Here is a 15619-nt window from a genome sequence, read left to right on the forward strand (position 1 = left end):
ATGCGTTAGTGATCTTGTTGTAAGGCGAGTAGTTGGATTGCATTGAATAAAAAAGGCATGCTAATGCATGCCTTTTTAGTCACGTTAAACAGCCTATTGCTATGCTATTTGCGCTAAGTCGTGGCAAACAATTGCTTAAACAATCCCGCCTCTTGTTTGAGCTGCGTCTGGTTACCTGACTGCACAATTTGGCCGTCATCTAACACCAGAATTCGATCGGCTAAATCTAGGTTATTCAGTCGATGGGCAATAATAATGCAGCTACGGTTTTGCAAAAATGCGTGTAAGTTTTGCAGTACTTTGGCTTCTGTTGCGGCGTCAAGGGCTGAAGTCGCCTCATCTAAAATGACTAAATCAGGTGCTGAGATCCACATTCTGGCAATCGCGAGACGTTGCAGTTGCCCGCCTGATAATCGTGTGTCGCTGCGACCTAAGTCTGTATCTAACCCTTCTGACCAACTGGCTATAGTGGTTGATAATTCCGCTTTTTCAAGGGCTTGCCATAGTGTTGAATCACTTACATCAGCGCCGAAAGTCAGGTTTTCACGTAATGTGCCAGCGATAAGCTTAGGGTGTTGCGGCACGTAACCGACTCGACGCCTTAATGCGTTGATACCAAAGTCATCGATAGTCTGACCGTTTATTAAGATGTTCCCTGATTGAGCAGGGTAAAAGCCGAGCAGTAAATTGACTAAGGTTGATTTACCGCCGCCACTCATTGCTAGTAAGGCAACGGATTCATTGGCAGCAATATGTAAGTTAAGCTGGTGGAACAAGTTTGGCGTTTCGGCAAAACCAAAGCTGACATTATCAAATTCAATGGTTAAGCCCATTGCTTGTTGTGCTGATGTTTCAGTAAGTCGTTGTGGTTGAGTCACTTGTTTTGGCTGTTGCGTTTCTACTTCTGCGGGTTCAGTCTCTAACGCTAATAACTGATTGAGTCGTTCCATCGAGGCTTGTGCGCCAAATCGAGCATATTGAATGTTCAATAACTCTTGAATGGGTCCCATCAAATACCAAAGGTAACTGAAGATGGCAAAAATTTGGCCGACGGATAAATCTGAAACCAACACCATAAAGATGGCCATCGCACGAAAGCATTCAAATCCCAGCAAGAAAGTAGTGAAGCTGAGTTTATTGAGCGCATCTGTTTTCCATTGGTTGGCAATGGCATGCTGGCTTAAATTGCAGGCTAAGCCAAATACACGTTGATAATAGTGCTTTTCTTGCTGTGCTAAACGTAACTCTCGTGTGGCATCAATGGTATCGACAAGGGCTTGTTGAAATGCCTCAGTTGCTGCGTTTTCTTTACGACGTAATGTTTTAACGTGTTCAGCAAATCGAGAAGAGAAGTAGATAACCAATGGATTGAGCAAAATGATCATCAAACCCAATTGCCAGTTGAGCCATAGCAAGACACTGGCAATGGCGACGATAGTCAATACGCTGATGATCAGCCGTGACAAAGTGTCACTGACAAAGCGCTCAAGAGTATCAACATCAGTAATACAGCGAGATGCCAACCCTGCACTACCGTATTTATCAAACGCGCTTATTTGCATATTAGGTAATTGCATTAGCATGCGCTCACGCACATCTAAACTGATGCGTTTGGCGATTTTGGTGAACTCTCTGGCTTGGATAACTTGTGTCACCATCGTCAGTAACCGCAGCACAATCACAGCCACTAAAACAATAACAATATACACGCCAGCACTGTGCATACTGTCAGGCAAAATTGGGTGCAAGGTGTTTAATAGCCAACCTGGTTTTTCTAGCAACACTTCGTCTACTAGAAATGGCATTAGCATTGGGATAGGTAAGCTTAATAACGTGGCGGCAACTGCTATCATATTTGCCTGAAATAGTTGCCGTTTATGGGCAAGAATCTTCTGTTTTAACCAAGCCCAATTAAGCTGTGGATGAGGTTGTTGCAAAGTTGCGTCCTTAACAAGGTTTTATACCAATCGTAATAAATAACTGTTCAGCCTAGCTTGTGAAAACACGCGATAACGGTGTTGGATTTTTTGGTTGTAGAATCACTACTTATAAAAAATCTGCCTTGTTCTCAAGTATGTTTCCTACGCTATTTCTGAACACTTATTTATCGTGATTGGTATTAGAGTAAAAATGGCAGTGACCTCCTAGCAATGGCTAGGAGGCTGCGCGATATTTGAATGTCTGTATATTAAAAAATAAGTGGAAGGTTGCTTTTAGGATCGATAACTAAGGTGGGCTTGTAGTGCCAAACTTTCTCGATCACTTCAGCGGTTAGCGCTTCATAAGGTGCGCCATCACTGACTACTTCACCTTGTTCAAGTACCACTAACCTGTCGGCATAACGGCAAGCTTGATTGAGGTCATGTAATACCACAATAACGCAATAGTTTTGCCCACGAGCCAAGCTTTGAGCGAGTTCTAGGACGCGATGCTGTTGAGCTAAATCCAATGCGGATGTGGGCTCATCAAGAAACAGAATTGGGTGACTCGGTGCTTGAGCAAGTTGGGTTAACACCCGCGCTAATTGCACACGTTGTTTTTCACCACCTGAAAGCGTTGGATAGCTGCGATATTTCAATGCAGACAGTGCCACTTGTTCTAGTTGTTTATCCACCAAATCAGCACCTTGCTGCTGATTAAGGGTTAATGGGTATAACCCCATCTGTACCACTTCGTGGACTTTAAATGGAAACGTGAGTGACGCATGTTGTGGCAAAACAGCAAGGGATTTCGCTAGTTCAGCACGATCCCACTTGGCGAGTGGTTTGTTTTGTAAAGTGATCTCACCAGAGGTTAATGCTACTTCTTGGCAAAGGCTTTTCAATAGCGTGGATTTACCCGCACCATTAGGGCCAAGCAGCGCCGTCACTTGGCCGGGCATAATGTCTATATTGATATCTGTTAACACGGCTTTTTTGCCAATATGAACAGATAAATCTCTGATATTAATAACCGATTGTGAGGCTTGCACCGCAGAGTGACTGAATGCATCGGGCTTTGACTTATGTTGAGTCAATGGCGTGTTGTCAGCGCCAGCCAATTCTAATCCTGATAATGCAGGCGCAGATTTATGTGTTTTAAACATGGATTTTAATTCTAGATTTCTCATCATATTACACCAACTTATTGCGCTGTTTGAGTAATAGAATAATAAAGAAAGGCGCACCTAACAGTGCCGTGACAAGGCCAACAGGTAGCTCAGATGGTGCAACAATAGAGCGTGCGCCTATGTCAGCAACCACCAATATTGCAGCACCTAACATCGCGCTTAAAGGCAATAATAAGCGGTGGTCTGGCCCTATCATCATTCTCACTAAATGCGGAACAACAAGACCGATAAAGCCAATAATCCCAGTAGCTGCAACAGCAATACCGACGCCAATAGCACACAAAACAATTAACTTGAGTTTGAGCTTATCAACATCAAGGCCAAGGTGCCTTGCTTCTGCTTCGCCTAGCAATAATGCATTTAATGCCTTAGCACTTTTATTAAATTGCCAACTGATTAAGGCTAGGGCGATTAAGCTCAGTACAACATAATGCCATTGTGCTCCCGCGACCGAGCCCATTTGCCATAAGGTTAAGTCACGTAATGCCATATCGTTGGCCATATAGGTCAGCACCCCGATACCAGCACCTGCAAGTGCGGCTACGGCAACACCTGAAAGCAGCAGTAGCACAACAGAGGTACCGCTTGGGCTCGATGCTAAACGGTATACAATCAAGGTGGTAATAAGCCCAGCGAAAAAGGCGCTAAAAGCCACAAGGTATTCGCCACCTTGGGGAAATAACACAATACAAATTGCTGCACCAAGTGCTGCTCCTGAGGACACACCAATAATGCCAGGATCCGCCAGCGGATTTCGGAATAACCCCTGCATGACAGCGCCGCACTGGGCTAATGTTGCGCCCACAGCTAGAGCTAAAAGAGTACGGGGTAAACGGACGTTATTAATCACCAGTTGCTCGTGGGGAGCAACCGCAGCTAATTCTTGTCCAGTTGCCCAATTCACCATGGCATTGAAGCTGGTGGAAGGGCTAATTTGTAATGGTCCGATGCTGACAGACAACAGGCTTGTTATCACCAAAGCGGTGAGTAAACAGGGCCAAAGCCAACGTTGATTTTCCATGATAGTTCCTAGTGCGTTAATGCAGCACGTTTAATATTTGCTATAGCCGTTCAACAAACTTAGCGCTGTTGGATCTCAATAAAGTCACTGGCAAGCTTATCGGCAGCTTCGACAGCACTGATCCCCAATCCGCCGAGCAATGCTTTAGCTGACAAGTTTTTAATCAGCTTATGTTCGCCTGCTGGGGTATGAGCAAGTAATGGCATTTGGGTTAATAGCGTTTCTGCAGGATCTTCTGCCACTTCTTCGCTGCGGTTTGAAATCAGAATGACATCAGGTTGCAGGGCTAAAATACCTTCTTGAGAAACGCTCTTATAACCTGAGAAACCCGCTATATTATTGCCGCCAGCAAGGTTAATAATGATATCTGCAGCAGTGTCATCGCCGCCAACACGTGCTGGACGGTCAGGTTGTAGTAGTAGGAAAAGAACTTTAGGGGCATCACCTTGTTTGGCTATGGTGTGTTTTTTAGCATCAATTTCTGCAAAAGACTGTTGAATTTGCTCTGTGAGTGCTGCCGCTTGAGTTTCTCTTTCTAGTAGCTGCCCCATTTTTTCAACATTTTGCAGGAGTTGTTCTTTAGTATTGGCATTAGGTAGCGATACCACTTCAACATTGGCGCCAGCTAAAACCTCTAAGGTATTTTTAGGTCCCATAGCATCAGAGCCCAATAATAACGTTGGTGATAACGCTAAAATACCTTCTGCCGACAGCATTCTGTGGTAGCCAAGTTTTGCAACTGAGGTGAGTTCTTCAGGGACTTGACTAGTAGAATCGACACCAACTAACTCGTTACTCCCCTCCAAGGCAATCACTAATTCAGTGATACCAGCACCTGCACTGACAACGCGCTGTTCAGCCATGGTTGCTGAGCTAAAAATAGCCCCAGAAAGTGCCATTAAGCTGGCGAATAAAAAGGTTTTAGATTGACATGTTTGTTGCTTGAGCATAATTAAAACTCCGAATAAATATGATAAAGGCTCAAAAATTACTGTGGAAACCCTATGTGTTTCTTTTACTGTGAGTCGATTGTCAGTATTAGAAGCGCAGTCATTAGGGTTCCATTAAAATTTGGGTATTACTGATTTGCTGTCTTTGTAATAAAGCAAGTACGGTCATCAATGGTTGTACTGGCGCATTTTTATCTGCAGCAACCACCACATTGAGATCAGGTGAAGCATTAAACGCACTAATAAAGGCTGCTTCAAACTGATCAAATTGGTCAAACGTTTGTCCGTCGAGTGCCCAATGTGGTGCTTCATCCATGATGTTGACTGAAAGGTGTTCTTCCTGAGATAAGCCCACCAGTTCTGACTTGGTTTCAGTGGGTACATCCACAGGTAGCGTCAGTAACTGGGTATTGGCAGTCAGTAGCAGAAACACCAATACGATAAAGATGATGTCGATAAGCGGCGTAAGATCGATGCCAATGCTACTTTGAGCCGATGATCCTATACCTTGTTCAGAGCCAATCATCAGTTTGACTCCGACAAGGTTGCTGCCATTGGTGGTGTCATGTTTGATGATGTCTGTTGCTGACTTGCGTGGGTATTGCTGGCTTTAAGGCAAGGTGCATTTGCGCCGCAAGGGACTTCACAACCAATATTTAATGCTTGGTCGAAGCCTTCTAACCATAAGTTAAGCTGGTTGAGAGCATGAGCCATTTTGTTGCAGCGTTTTTCAGCCCATAACCCAATCAAATGTGACATGGTGATGGCTGGCACGGCAATGATAAGACCTGCAGCTGTGGTATTCATTGCTAGCCCAAGTCCTGTTGCCAATTGTGATGGAGTGACGGGACCGTCTGAAATTCCCAGCTGGCTGAACATTTCAATAAGACCTAGTACTGTGCCCAATAGGCCGAGTAACGGGGTGATGACACCAATAATATGTAATACTTTTAAGCCCGATTGCAGTTTTTCTTTTTGCTTGATTAGCCATAAATTTAAAATTTCTTCACGCATGGCTCTAGGATGGTCACCATGGGATAACAATAGCCCCGTTCCTTTAGCCAACATACTGCGGCCTTGGCTTAGTTGAGCAATTAATTGCTGACGCTGCTCCGTTGTCGCACTGCGAGTTTGTTTTCTCAGTTCTGTTAACCAAGCGTCACGTTTTAATAACTCATTGGCCATTAACGCAAGTCGTTCAAGAATGATAAGTGATGCTAAAAAAGCACAAATAAACAGTGGCCAAGTTAAGTAGCCTAATTGCTCTGAGAGCTGCAAATATAGTGGTTGAGACATGTTGGTTTCCTATCTTCAGATTAATTTAGCGCAAACTTCACCGGGACTCTTACTGTGTAAGCAAAAGCGGTTTGCGGTGAAGGTGCGGCAAATTTCCACTTTTCAACAGCATCAATCGCAGCTGCATCAAGTAGGCTATAACCTGAACTATTAACTAAAGTGAGCGAAAGTTGCTCACCAATTTGATTAAACATGACTTCCACTGTCGCTGTGCCCTCAAAGCCTCTTTTACGTGCTTTTCTTGGGTAATTAGGTTGTGATGGCGGCGCTGAAAATGTCGGTTTCTGTAACGCGACGGTTTGTTGAGTAACGCCTTGTTGGGCCTCCACTTGTTGCTGTTCATGGGTTGCACTTGCATCTGTGCTGGCAAGTTCGGTATCTGATATTTCGGTTGGAGGTTGCTCGGTCACAGGCGTTGGTGTTGGTTCAACGACTTCTTGCTCAATGACCTCTTCAACTTTTGCGATGACGTTATCGGGTGCTGGCTTTTTAGGATCGGTTTTGACGATTTTCTCAGGAATTGGCTTAGGTTCTGGTTTAACTTCTGGCTTCGGCTCTGGTTTAATTTCTGGCTTAAGCTCTGGAAGCACTTCTTCAATGGTTTGCTCAGTGCTTTGAGCTTGTGCACTTGCTTGCATTGCTACCATGACACTAACAGCTTGATTTGACCCCATTGCGGACCCTGCCGCGAGCTGAATTTCAGGCTCAGTATTTTGAGAGGCGAGAACGCCTCCTTGGATTAAAACGGTTAAACATCCAAAAGCAAAATATCGTCTAGGTGTCATGATCTATATTCTTCTACAACAGAATTCGGTTAGATATTGACCATTTTTAAGAAAAGCAATCAGTTAGCTTAAAATCTTTACAATCTTTGCAAAGCTAATAATTACAACCACTTAATAATAGTAAGTATCAAGATATCGCTAAACATACAACATAAGTAATGAGATCGCAAATGATAATGATTTTCATTTGATCTAGGTTTTATTCTCAGGTAAAGTGCGGCAATTAGTTAGGCGGTAATAATACTTTGTGATTAGTTTTTCTGAATGATTCATTAGCTTTTTCACTAACACAGAGTGGTCATTACTTCCCTCGAACTAAGCCGAATTTTGTATTTATACTTTGAGGATTTAATCATGACCAAGAAGCCACTCGTAGTAGCAATGGCAATGGTTTTCAGTACAACCGCATATGCACAAGAAAGCAAAACAGTCACCGAGTTTGATGAAGTTTTAGTCACAGCAACGCGTATCAGTGAAAAAGTCTCTGATACTAGCCGAAGCGTGACAGTGATCAGCGAAGATAAAATGCAAGAGTCACAACCTTCATCGGTTGCAGATGCACTGAAAAACGAAGCTAACGTTAGTGTGACTAATGGTCCTCGAGCTTCGTCTCAAGGTGTTGAAATCCGTGGTCTAAGTGGACAGCGAGTCCTACAAACTATTGATGGCGCGCGTCAAAACACCAATTCTGGTCACCGTGGCACCTATTTCATGGATCCTGAGCTACTAAGCTCAATCGAAGTTGTGCGTGGCCCTGCAAGTAGCTTATGGGGAAGTGGTGCGATTGGTGGTGTGGTTGCACAAAATACCAAATCAGCCCAAGACTTTTTAGATGAAGGCGATACCTTTGGTGGCTACATCAAACAAGGTTTTGAAACGAACGGCGACAAGATCAAAACCAGCGGTACTTTATATGGTTTAGCTGACAATATTGATTGGTTATTAAGTGGTAGCTACCACGACAGCAACAATATCAAGATTGGTAACGACCAAACCCTTGAAAACAGTGCTTCAGAAGCAACGAGCGGTTTAGCTAAATTAGGTTGGGAACCAACTGATGATCAGCGTCTACAGTTTTCTGCACGTTTTTCAGATACTGATGAGTTAGTACCAAGTAATCCTGCGACTAACGTGGGCAGCTCAGTACCATTAGTTCAACGCAATACGACAGATCAAAACGTGACGTTAGATTACAGCTTAAACCCAACAGATAACCCATTGTTGGATTTAAACGCGACGCTATATTGGAATAGCACTAATTACGACGAAGATCGTGTGACTAAAGACCAAGTTGATAGCACGGAATACGACACCATAGGTTTTAGTCTTAATAACAGCTCTACCTTTGGCAATACTGTGCTGACATATGGTGTGGATGGTTACAAAGACACCATTAATACTGTACGTGACGATAATGGCCAAGCTGGTGAACGTCCTGATGATATCGACGGTGAGTCTACGGTTTGGGGGCTTTCACTAAAGCCGATATTAGCTTAACCGATACCTTGGCACTAGATGCTGCAGTACGTTACGACACCTTCAAAAATGAAAGTAATAACTTAAACCAATCATCTGACGACAATGCGTTTACGCCATCAGTTGGCTTAGTGTGGAAGACGACTGATTGGTTAACCTTAAGTGCACGTTACGACGAAGCATTCCGTGCACCAAGCATGGAAGAAATGTACTCAACAGGGACACATTACTGTATTCCTTCTATCCCAGGTTTCTTGCCAGATGGCTTATGTAACACTTTCGAGATTAATCCAGATCTGAAAGCTGAAAAAGCGCAAAACAAAGAGATCAAAGCCGACATGCGTTTTGCTGATTTAGCGGGCGATGATGAGTTAGTAGTGACCTTAAGTGCATTCAGAAACGATGTTGATGATTTCATCGAACAGTCTGTATCTAACCCACTTTATGGGATTCCAGGACTTGAGCAAACGACCTCTTGGGATAATGTCGACGAAGCTAAATTAACCGGTTTTGAGTTCACCACTCGCTACCGTTTTAAGCAAACTCGTTTGACCTTCAACTATGGTCAAACTGAAGGTAAAGATAAAGAGTCAGATGAGTATCTATCTAATATCCCAGCTAAGAAAATGGGCTTAGATTTATCGCAAGCCATTATGGAAGGCGATATGAAGTTTGGTACTCGTTTTACGTATGTTGCTGAGCAAGATCAGTTACCAACTGACAACCTAGAGCAATATGACTCGTACAAATTGTGGGATGTTTACGTAGCTTGGGAACCAGCAATGGGGACATTCGAAGGCTTGCGTGTAGATTTTGCAGTAGAAAATATCGGTGATGAGGAATATCGCCAAGCGTGGCAAACCTTGTATGAGCAAGGCAGGAATTTCAAATTGTCAGCGCGTTACTCGTTTTAATTCTTTTACCCTGTAAACGAATTAATTAGACCGAGCTGAGAGAGCAATAGTGTGGATAACACTTGCTCTCTTATCTGGAAAGCCTCTCAAAGTTAAAAGCTTGAGCGGCTTTTTCAGGATTTAAGATTCGTATATTAGGGTTATTAAATATTTGGAGATATTCCATGGCTGTATCAGTAGAACAAATCAAGCAGTACCTCGCCGACAACCCAGCAGCGATGCCAGGACAGGTTGCAGCTGAGTTAGCAATCACAGAGTTAGAAGTCGTTAAAGCACTGCCTTCAGAGCAGTTGGCTTTATTACCACTGACAGAAAAAGATAACTTACTGGCTTCACTACCAGAGTGGGGCAATATGACCACGATTGTGTCTGCATCAGGTAGCATTTTTGAATTTAAGGGTAGCTTCCCTAAGGGTAAGTACGCTCATGGTTACTACAACTTAATCACCAAAGGTGAAGGCTTACATGGTCACTTAAAGCTGGATGATATCAGTGCAATTGCCCTGATCAGCAAGCCGTTCAGAGGCACTGAAAGCCACTCAATTAACTTCTTCGGCGCACAAGGTGAAGTGGTTTTTAAAGTGTATTTAGGCAGAGATAAAAAGCGCGTGTTATTAAGTGAACAGGTTGAGCGTTTTCAAGCACTTAAAGATAGCGTGAACATTGCAGCTTAGTTGTTGATGACAACGTTTTTGATGACTGTTTGTCATCGCTGCTGATTAGAAAATAGAGAAAAGGAATGTGTGATGTCGACAGAAAAAGAGCAACGCTTACGAGAGAAACTTCTTCCAGAAATTGAAGAATTCAAAGCGCAACGTTCAACCTTACAATTGGCAACGCAAGATGCTGATGGTGTACCTAACGCCAGTTATGCTCCATTTGCATTGGCCGATGATGGTTTTTATATTTTGGTCAGCGAGTTAGCACGCCACGGCACTAACTTAAAAGCCTCTAATAAACTGTCTGTCATGCTAGTTGCTGATGAGTCTGAGTCGAAAAGTGTGTTTGCACGTAAGCGTTTAACCTTTGATGCGACAGCTGAAATTGTTGCCCGTGATAGTGAAACATTCACTAAAGGTGTGGCGGCATTGTCGGCACGTTTTGGCGAAATGATTGACAATCTAGCAGGATTAACTGATTTCAATCTATTTAAACTAAATCCGCATCATGGCTTATACGTTAAAGGATTTGGCCAAGCATTTAGCTTGTCAGGTGCAGAGTTACTTGATGTAGATTGGAAGCGTGATGGTCATCATGGCACCCCAAAAGAGCCTGCTGAAAAAGCGTAATCAGAATTCAGTTAGCCAAGGTTAACTGAGTTTTATGCTACTTTTTCGACATGGGGTTTGTAATATTTTTGCAATGTATTTGTAATGATTTAGTACTAGTTAAGTGCATTTCTAGATGTTACGATATTTGCCATGACAAGTGAGTGTGTTACTGCACTATTGTGGTTTTACTTAAACAAATACAATAACTTCAACCCCAAAAGATGATATTGTTTTAACAAGATTTGTTGCTCACTTTAATGGCAAAAAGCCCAAGTTTACTTAATGTAAACTTGGGCTTTTCCTTATTGAGGCCTTGGCCAAAAATTGTCGATGTTTGCTTATAAAATAAAAGTGGCCACTAAGTCATTAAGTGCCTTTGCTTGCCCTTTTAATTGCTGCGCTTCTTGATGGGCTGTGACGGATGCTTGTGCAATTTCATCCGTGACGTCTTTAATTGCCACTGTATTTTGCGTGATCTCATTTGTCACTTGGGTTTGTTCTTCTGCCGCGGTAGCAATTTGACTGGCCATATCTGAAATTAATGCCGCTGCTTGGGTAATTTCTTCAATGGCTTTATTCGCTTCATTGGCATCTTCGACACTGTTAGTAGCGAGTGCTTGGCTGCTTTGCATTAGCTCAACAGCATTTGATGTGGTGGTTTGTAGCGTTTCAATCGTTTCATAGATTTCTTGGGCTGAATCTTGAGTACGACGAGAAAGTACACGTACTTCATCTGCAACAACGGCAAACCCACGTCCTTGTTCACCAGCTCTTGCTGCTTCAATGGCCGCGTTTAGTGCTAACAAATTGGTTTGTTCAGCAATTCCCTGAATCGTCGATAAGATGCTGGAAATAGCATTAGCATGACGGCTCAATTCACTAATCACATCCGTTGCTTGGGTGACTTCATTGGCCAATAAATGAATTGATTGACGGGTATTATCCACTAAGCTTTGGCCTTGTAAGCTGCTACTACTGGATTGTTGCGCTGCGGTAGCGGTATTTTCTGCACTGGATGCAATTTCATGTGTCGCACTGGCCATTTGAGTTACCGCAGTGGCGACCATAGTGACTTCTTGCTGCTGGATTTGAATTTCTTTTTCAGCATGACGACTGTTCACTAAGCTATTATCAGCATTTTGATCAAGTTGGTGTGCCACTTGTCTTATTTGACTAATGAGTAAGTGCTGGCTGCTAACAAAACGATTAAAGCTATCTGCTAACACTCCCACTTCATCTTTAGACTCAACGTCAATACGCTGGGTTAAGTCACCGTTTCCATCAGCGATTTTAAACAGTGCATTTGAGACACGACCGAGAGGGAGAAGTAACTTAGTCATTAACCATGAAATCACTGCCATACTTGCTAAAAGCACTAATGCAGCTAGTCCAAGTTGTTTGACAAGCAAGCTCGCTAGAGGGGCTTCAAGCGTTGCTTGATCAAGTAGAACAATCAGTTCCCAATCCGTTTGAGGAATATCCTCAACCCAGACTAATTTGTCACGGCCTTCAAGCTCAAAATGGATTGGAATTAATTGATCACTGCGGCGCTGTTGCTGCAACACATTAAGATCCAGTTGGTTATCAATATCGCGAATATGTCCCATTGTTTTTGATGCATCTTTATAAGCGATAACCGTACCATCTTTATGCATCATGATAGCGAAGCCATTAGAAGGCAAGGTCATACGGTTAACATCATCGACTAAGTCGTTAATATTCACATCGCTGGCAATGACGCCATTATGGATTTTTTCAGCAAGGGTAATCACGACTTTTTTAGTCGGGAAGTCTACATAAGGTTTGGTAAGAATCATCGCTTGGCTGGTCATTGCTTGCTGATACCAAGGACGAGTACGAGGATCATAACCTGTATTATCAATGCTAGTGTCTGCATCGATCATCTCACCGGTATCTTTACCAAAGTATGTGGACTCGAAGCGACCTGAATCTAATGCTTGTTGCAAAACATGAATGTCGTCGCCTTGGTTAATCCGTGATTTGAGCGCATTCAGAATATCTTTTTTAGATGATAACCAATCACTAATTCTTTCAGTTTGTTGGCTGCTGAGTCGCTGAACCTGCTCTAGATTTGAGGTTAACAACATGGTTTTTTGGCTGGAATAACTTTGCCAAGACAATAGGGCAATGACGACTGATAAGGCGATTAATACCGGAAAGATAATTTTCAATTTTAACGAATTAGATTTCATATAAACCAGTGTGACCTTGCTATTGAAAGGGGTAAGTATTTAGCAACCAATGCTTGCCCAAATAGGGCTATTTTTCAGCGGCGGATGATGTCATAAGTGGTCGTTTTTTCATAGCAAATTGCTGATTAAATCAGCAAGCAAAACACCTTGATAACGAAACCAGAACAGACGATATACAAGCTTGCTTTATTGCAATAAAAATTCATCCTTGTTCAAAATGCTATAGCTTGAAAGTAATAAAGCGACGTAGATTTGAGCTTTCTTAAACTCATCATTTGCAGAATAAGTTTGCTACACTCATGTGAATATTATCGAGGTGACACAATGGCAAATATCGTATTTATTGCAACGAGTTTAGATGGCTATATTGCCGATAAAAATAACAACATTGATTGGCTTCATGAAACGCCTAATCCAGAAGGGTCTGACATGGGGTTTAGCGACTTTATGGCACGCATTGATGGCTTGGTCATGGGACGAAATACCTTCGAAAAAGTATTGAGCTTTGATTGTGATTGGCCTTATACCAAACCCGTATTCGTGTTGAGTCGCACCTTATCAGAAGTCCCGAGTGAATTGACAAATAAGGTGTCTTTAGTGAAAGGCGATCTTGCGCAAGTGGTCGCTGAGCTTAACGCCAAGGGATTTAATGACTTATATATTGATGGTGGTGTGACAATTCAACAATTTTTGCAGCACGACATGATTGATGAGTTAATCATTACCACTATACCGACGCTGCTTGGTGGTGGTATTCCATTATTCGGTGATTTAGCTGAACCACTTAAATTTACACATATAAGCAGTCAACAACATCTTGGCTGCTTAGTGACTAATCAATTTAAACGAGTTCGATAGGTTTATTTTGACTATATATTTGTTTTGATTATACGTTTGTTTTGCCTATAACGGGCTTTTCACCGCAAGTTTGATCGGCGCAGCATTCATTTTGTAAAAAGACGATGACAGACTCTAATTGGGTAAATTCGGCAACGCAAAATAAGGTGCGCCCTTCACGTCGCTGAGAAATCAGCCCCGCAGAGGCTAAACTGGCAATATGGTGTGAAAGGGTTGAACCTGGAATACCGAGACTTTCTTGTAAACTGCCCACTGCAATACCTTGAAACCCTGCTCGTATCACTTTGTTATATATGGTTAACCTTGTTGGATGACCTAATTCTTTTAGTGTTTTCGCAACCGTATCGATTTCCATTGTTTAGTTCCTTAGGAGCGGTATAACAAAAATATATTTCGATAATACTAGAAATATATTGATCTATCTAGTGAGATCACTTATATTTCGATTATTCTAGAAATATAGATATAAGGTTTACACTATGTTCGACTTCAATTCAGTTGATAGCACTATGATTAAAGAAACACTCGACATGTTTGTGTTCTTAGCCGTTGAGTTAACGATTCTGTTTATTGCTATTAGTTATTTAGTGGGCGTATTACAGCAATACATTCCACCAGAAAAAATTCAGCGGATTCTGAGCAGTAAAAATGGCCGAGGTTATGTCGTAGCTGGGTTGTTAGGTGCCATTACCCCATTTTGTTCTTGTTCAACTATTCCGTTTTTAAAAGGATTACTGCGTGCTAAAGCAGGCTTTGGCACCATGATGGTATTTTTATTTGCAAGCCCACTGCTAAATCCAATCATTATTGGTTTATTTGCAGTGACATTTGGTTTGAAAGTCACACTGTTTTATTTTGTGATGGCAATGGGCGTATCTGTCATTGCTGGTTTTACCCTTGAAAAGCTTGGGTTTGAAAAATATGTCAAACCTGAAGCCTATATTGCACCTGAGTCAAAAGGTTGTGGGAGTGGTTGTGGGGCTAAATCTGTACCTGTAAGCAAGTGGCGCAAGATTTGGAACAGCACATGGGCTGATTTTAAAACGGTTTTACCTTACCTGTTAGGGGGTATTGCCATTGGCTCATTAATTTACGGATTTATGCCGACAGAGTTTGTTGCAAGTATCGCTAGTGAAGATAATCCATTAGCCATTCCTGTGGCAGCAGTTATCGGTATTCCGTTATACATTCGAGCAGAAGCGGTGATCCCATTAAGTGCAGCACTTGCAGCAAAAGGTATGGGATTAGGTGCGGTAATGGCGCTAATTATAGGCAGTGCAGGTGCGAGCTTAACTGAAGTGATTTTGCTTAAGTCGATATTTAAAAACCAAATGATTGCGGCATTTCTGTTTGTCATTATTTCAATGGCGATCAGTGCAGGGTTTTTATATCAATTCATTTTCTAAGGGCAGGTACCTCATTCACGATGGGTAAATAGGGTTTTACCCATCGTTTTATATGATGTTAGTAACAACAATCACAGTTAATCTAGATTACCCTTGTTCGGAGCAGGCGGTAAATTTTTCAGCTGATACGCCGAGTTTTTCCGAAAAATTAGATACCAAACAAGCCGTGGTTTTCTCATCATCTTCCTCTAGCATATGTTTCTCAACACATGCGCGCATCACCTCGCGAAATACCGATTCTACTTTGCTTTTGATTGATTTACACAGCTGGCCATTTTGGTAAATTCATCATCCGCTTTCATTTGATTAACGGAAATTTG

The 15619-nt window shown here is 42.4% G+C and carries 13 protein-coding genes and 1 pseudogene; 5 read left to right on the forward strand and 9 right to left on the reverse strand.

Features of this window, described 5'->3' with window-relative positions; translation table 11 throughout:
* Positions 1–113 precede the first annotated feature (113 nt).
* From ACGEDC_RS09150 to ACGEDC_RS09180, 7 genes are all read right to left on the reverse strand, one after another.
* Positions 114–1937, reverse strand: a complete 1824-nt coding sequence (locus tag ACGEDC_RS09150; protein WP_394497796.1) for an ABC transporter ATP-binding protein — start codon at positions 1935–1937, stop codon at positions 114–116.
* 251 nt (positions 1938–2188) lie between these two features.
* On the reverse strand, positions 2189–3112 hold the full coding sequence (locus tag ACGEDC_RS09155; protein ID WP_394497798.1) for a heme ABC transporter ATP-binding protein: 924 nt from the start codon (positions 3110–3112) through the stop codon (positions 2189–2191).
* Position 3113: 1 nt separating this feature from the next.
* The gene (locus ACGEDC_RS09160) at positions 3114–4130 is read right to left on the reverse strand and encodes a FecCD family ABC transporter permease (protein WP_055025945.1); all 1017 of its coding nucleotides are present in this window, start codon (positions 4128–4130) and stop codon (positions 3114–3116) included.
* A gap of 59 nt (positions 4131–4189) precedes the next feature.
* Entirely contained in the window at positions 4190–5080 is an 891-nt protein-coding gene (locus ACGEDC_RS09165; RefSeq protein ID WP_394497800.1) for a heme/hemin ABC transporter substrate-binding protein, read from the reverse strand.
* 103 nt (positions 5081–5183) lie between these two features.
* Positions 5184–5606 (reverse strand): ExbD/TolR family protein, encoded by a 423-nt coding sequence (locus tag ACGEDC_RS09170; RefSeq protein WP_055025947.1) that lies wholly within the window; start codon positions 5604–5606, stop codon positions 5184–5186.
* Complete coding sequence (locus ACGEDC_RS09175; protein WP_119968100.1) at positions 5606–6376, reverse strand: MotA/TolQ/ExbB proton channel family protein; 771 nt, start codon at positions 6374–6376, stop codon at positions 5606–5608. The genes ACGEDC_RS09170 and ACGEDC_RS09175 overlap by 1 nt, the downstream gene beginning before the upstream one ends.
* A 20-nt stretch (positions 6377–6396) precedes the next feature.
* Positions 6397–7161: an energy transducer TonB gene (locus ACGEDC_RS09180; RefSeq protein WP_394497803.1), complete on the reverse strand. Its 765-nt coding sequence runs from the start codon at positions 7159–7161 to the stop codon at positions 6397–6399.
* Between the two features lie 354 nt (positions 7162–7515).
* Between ACGEDC_RS09180 and ACGEDC_RS09185 the strand changes: the two are divergent.
* The 3 genes and pseudogenes from ACGEDC_RS09185 (at position 7516) to hutZ (ending at position 10840) form a co-directional block, all read left to right on the forward strand.
* A pseudogene (locus tag ACGEDC_RS09185) lies at positions 7516–9551 on the forward strand (TonB-dependent hemoglobin/transferrin/lactoferrin family receptor).
* Between the two features lie 164 nt (positions 9552–9715).
* Positions 9716–10225 (forward strand): heme utilization cystosolic carrier protein HutX, encoded by a 510-nt coding sequence (gene hutX, locus ACGEDC_RS09190; protein ID WP_055025951.1) that lies wholly within the window; start codon positions 9716–9718, stop codon positions 10223–10225.
* 72 nt (positions 10226–10297) lie between these two features.
* Positions 10298–10840, forward strand: a complete 543-nt coding sequence (gene hutZ, locus ACGEDC_RS09195) for a heme utilization protein HutZ (RefSeq protein WP_055025952.1) — start codon at positions 10298–10300, stop codon at positions 10838–10840.
* A gap of 320 nt (positions 10841–11160) precedes the next feature.
* Here hutZ and ACGEDC_RS09200 read toward each other — a convergent pair whose 3' ends face one another.
* Positions 11161–13035, reverse strand: a complete 1875-nt coding sequence (locus ACGEDC_RS09200) for a methyl-accepting chemotaxis protein (RefSeq protein ID WP_394497806.1) — start codon at positions 13033–13035, stop codon at positions 11161–11163.
* Between the two features lie 324 nt (positions 13036–13359).
* Between ACGEDC_RS09200 and ACGEDC_RS09205 the strand changes: the two genes are divergently transcribed.
* Positions 13360–13893 carry a dihydrofolate reductase family protein gene (locus ACGEDC_RS09205; RefSeq protein ID WP_055025954.1) on the forward strand — a complete coding sequence of 178 codons (534 nt, stop codon included), beginning with the start codon at positions 13360–13362 and terminating at the stop codon, positions 13891–13893.
* Positions 13894–13921: 28 nt separating this feature from the next.
* Here the strand turns inward: ACGEDC_RS09205 and ACGEDC_RS09210 are convergent, their stop codons facing one another.
* Positions 13922–14248, reverse strand: coding sequence for an ArsR/SmtB family transcription factor (locus ACGEDC_RS09210; protein ID WP_080914574.1), 327 nt, complete (start codon positions 14246–14248; stop codon positions 13922–13924).
* 124 nt (positions 14249–14372) lie between these two features.
* Between ACGEDC_RS09210 and ACGEDC_RS09215 the strand changes: the two genes are divergently transcribed.
* Positions 14373–15299 (forward strand): permease, encoded by a 927-nt coding sequence (locus tag ACGEDC_RS09215; protein ID WP_065110222.1) that lies wholly within the window; start codon positions 14373–14375, stop codon positions 15297–15299.
* The last annotated feature ends 320 nt before the right edge of the window (positions 15300–15619 follow it).

Origin of the sequence: Shewanella sp. ENK2 (assembly GCF_043568515.1) — a bacterium.
Taxonomy (GTDB): Bacteria; Pseudomonadota; Gammaproteobacteria; order Enterobacterales; family Shewanellaceae; genus Shewanella; species Shewanella japonica.

Bases quoted from the DNA above. Each gene is read 5' to 3' on its own strand.
- ACGEDC_RS09155 (WP_394497798.1), bottom strand. From the start codon at position 3,112: ATGATGAGAAATCTAGAATTAAAATCCATGTTTAAAACACATAAATCT.
- ACGEDC_RS09160 (WP_055025945.1), bottom strand. From the start codon at position 4,130: ATGGAAAATCAACGTTGGCTTTGGCCCTGTTTACTCACCGCTTTGGTG.
- ACGEDC_RS09165 (WP_394497800.1), bottom strand. From the start codon at position 5,080: ATGCTCAAGCAACAAACATGTCAATCTAAAACCTTTTTATTCGCCAGC.
- ACGEDC_RS09170 (WP_055025947.1), bottom strand. From the start codon at position 5,606: ATGATTGGCTCTGAACAAGGTATAGGATCATCGGCTCAAAGTAGCATT.
- ACGEDC_RS09175 (WP_119968100.1), bottom strand. From the start codon at position 6,376: ATGTCTCAACCACTATATTTGCAGCTCTCAGAGCAATTAGGCTACTTA.
- ACGEDC_RS09180 (WP_394497803.1), bottom strand. From the start codon at position 7,161: ATGACACCTAGACGATATTTTGCTTTTGGATGTTTAACCGTTTTAATC.
- hutX (WP_055025951.1), top strand. From the start codon at position 9,716: ATGGCTGTATCAGTAGAACAAATCAAGCAGTACCTCGCCGACAACCCA.
- hutZ (WP_055025952.1), top strand. From the start codon at position 10,298: ATGTCGACAGAAAAAGAGCAACGCTTACGAGAGAAACTTCTTCCAGAA.
- ACGEDC_RS09200 (WP_394497806.1), bottom strand. From the start codon at position 13,035: ATGAAATCTAATTCGTTAAAATTGAAAATTATCTTTCCGGTATTAATC.
- ACGEDC_RS09205 (WP_055025954.1), top strand. From the start codon at position 13,360: ATGGCAAATATCGTATTTATTGCAACGAGTTTAGATGGCTATATTGCC.
- ACGEDC_RS09210 (WP_080914574.1), bottom strand. From the start codon at position 14,248: ATGGAAATCGATACGGTTGCGAAAACACTAAAAGAATTAGGTCATCCA.
- ACGEDC_RS09215 (WP_065110222.1), top strand. From the start codon at position 14,373: ATGTTCGACTTCAATTCAGTTGATAGCACTATGATTAAAGAAACACTC.